The sequence below is a fragment of the Mesorhizobium sp. CNPSo 4671 genome (genome assembly GCF_057784245.1).
In genome coordinates this window covers 1-1,536 of sequence record NZ_JBWLUW010000057.1, presented here as the reverse complement: position 1 = coordinate 1,536, position 1,536 = coordinate 1, and the positions used below count along the sequence as shown (strand labels likewise).

The 1,536-nt window shown below is 58.1% G+C and carries 3 protein-coding genes and 1 pseudogene; all 4 read left to right on the top strand.

Annotation, left to right across the window (positions count from 1 at the left end; translation table 11 throughout):
- The coding region (locus tag AC04SF_RS37320; RefSeq protein ID WP_488481868.1) for a hypothetical protein at positions 1 to 219 on the top strand (219 nt) is incomplete at its 5' end.
- Between the two features lie 378 nt (positions 220 to 597).
- Positions 598 to 864: a type II toxin-antitoxin system ParD family antitoxin gene (locus AC04SF_RS37315; protein WP_488481867.1), complete on the top strand. Its 267-nt coding sequence runs from the start codon at positions 598 to 600 to the stop codon at positions 862 to 864.
- Positions 865 to 867: 3 nt separating this feature from the next.
- Positions 868 to 1,179, top strand: a complete 312-nt coding sequence (locus AC04SF_RS37310; RefSeq protein WP_488481866.1) for a type II toxin-antitoxin system RelE/ParE family toxin — start codon at positions 868 to 870, stop codon at positions 1,177 to 1,179.
- A gap of 87 nt (positions 1,180 to 1,266) precedes the next feature.
- Positions 1,267 to 1,536, top strand: a pseudogene (locus AC04SF_RS37305) (hypothetical protein); the annotation flags it as partial.

Genomic DNA, 1,536 nt, shown 5'->3' with positions numbered 1-1,536 from the left:
GCAACCAACATTCAACGGCCCGCCTCAAGCGGGCCGTTTTGCTTTTTGCTGACGCTGGCCGCCGATTCGAACCTGTCATCAGCGGCCCGCAAGCAGGCAAAGCCAAAGCCGCAGGACAGAAAACTCAAAGCCTATCCCAAAACCAACATAAAACGGCCCGCTAGGCGCAAAGCCAGAAGGCCGTTCGCATTGGCGGCGCTGGCCGCCGTCAGTCGATGAGGAGGATTCAGCCCAGCCGCGCGAAAAAGAATCGGACCTTCTCGGAGCAGAAGCCGACGGCAAAGCCGAATCGAAGCGGCGGCCCACAACCAAATGCGAAATGAATTTAGCAGCGGGCTTCTTTTTCAGCCGGCTTCAGTGCCGTCATCTCTCCTGGATGACGAGAGCAGATTGCTGCAGCTATCGATTGCGGGTTCGATCCCGATCGCGCCGGCGGCTTGGGGGCGGCGATACATAGGCTGTACCGAATCGGGCGAATCAAACCCCTGTCTGCGGAACAATCCGAATCAAGGCGGTGCTACCGAATCGACCGATTCTGGCAATAAATGACATCTATTGTTATATTCCTATGATCCCATATTTTTTCCAGAGGTTGCCATGCCAAACTACGCCCTGAACGACCACTATGAGAGCTTCATCAGGAAGCAGCTCGAATCAGGCCGCTACAACAATGCCAGTGAGGTTGTCCGCGCCGGCCTGCGCATGCTTGAGGATTTCGAGGCGGAGCGGGAGAGGTGGCTGCGCGAGGAAATTCCGGGACGCCTGGCCGAGCTCCAACGGGATCCGGCGAAGGGGGTTCCTGCCGAAACGGTCTTTTCCCGGCTTGAAGCGCGTCATCGCGCGAAGCAGGCGAAAGCCAAGTAGGGGATGGAGTACCGGATTGTCTTCCACCCGGGAGCGGAAGCTGAGCTCGAACGGCTCTATGATGACATTGCCGAGCGCGCGTCGCCGGCGATTGCGTGGAATTTCGTTGTCGGCATCCGCGACCATTGCCTGGGCCTGTCGACTTTTCCACAGCGTGGTACCGAGCGGGTCGAGATCATGCCCGGGCTGCGGATTGTTGGTTACCGGCGCGCCGTCAGCATTGCTTTCGCGGTCGAGGGCGAACGGATGCTGATCCTGGGCATCTTCTACGCCGGTCGAAACATCACGCCGGAATTGCTGGAAGACCGGCTCTGAAGCATCGCTTAGGCCGGTACTCGACCGACAATCGACAGACAGGACGGGCGATTGTCGGGCCGATTGCATGCATCGGGCGCCAAGGTGATGGCGAACCCCGACAGAAAAGATCTGCAGCGGAAAACCGTTCGAAATTCAGCCAAGCCAACTCACGAATTTCGGCCTTGTGGATATGCCCACGAGAAATCGAAAAAACATCTGAGATGGCTGTTGACAGTTTGGATTGGTGGCGACTATATACGCCTCACGAACGAGGGCGGTGCGCCGCTGGCGACGAAGAAGTTTGCTTCTAAGACTGCCCTCCGCGAAATTCAAGAGAGCCGCGTAAGCGACACTCGGACGGCCCCGAAGCCACAA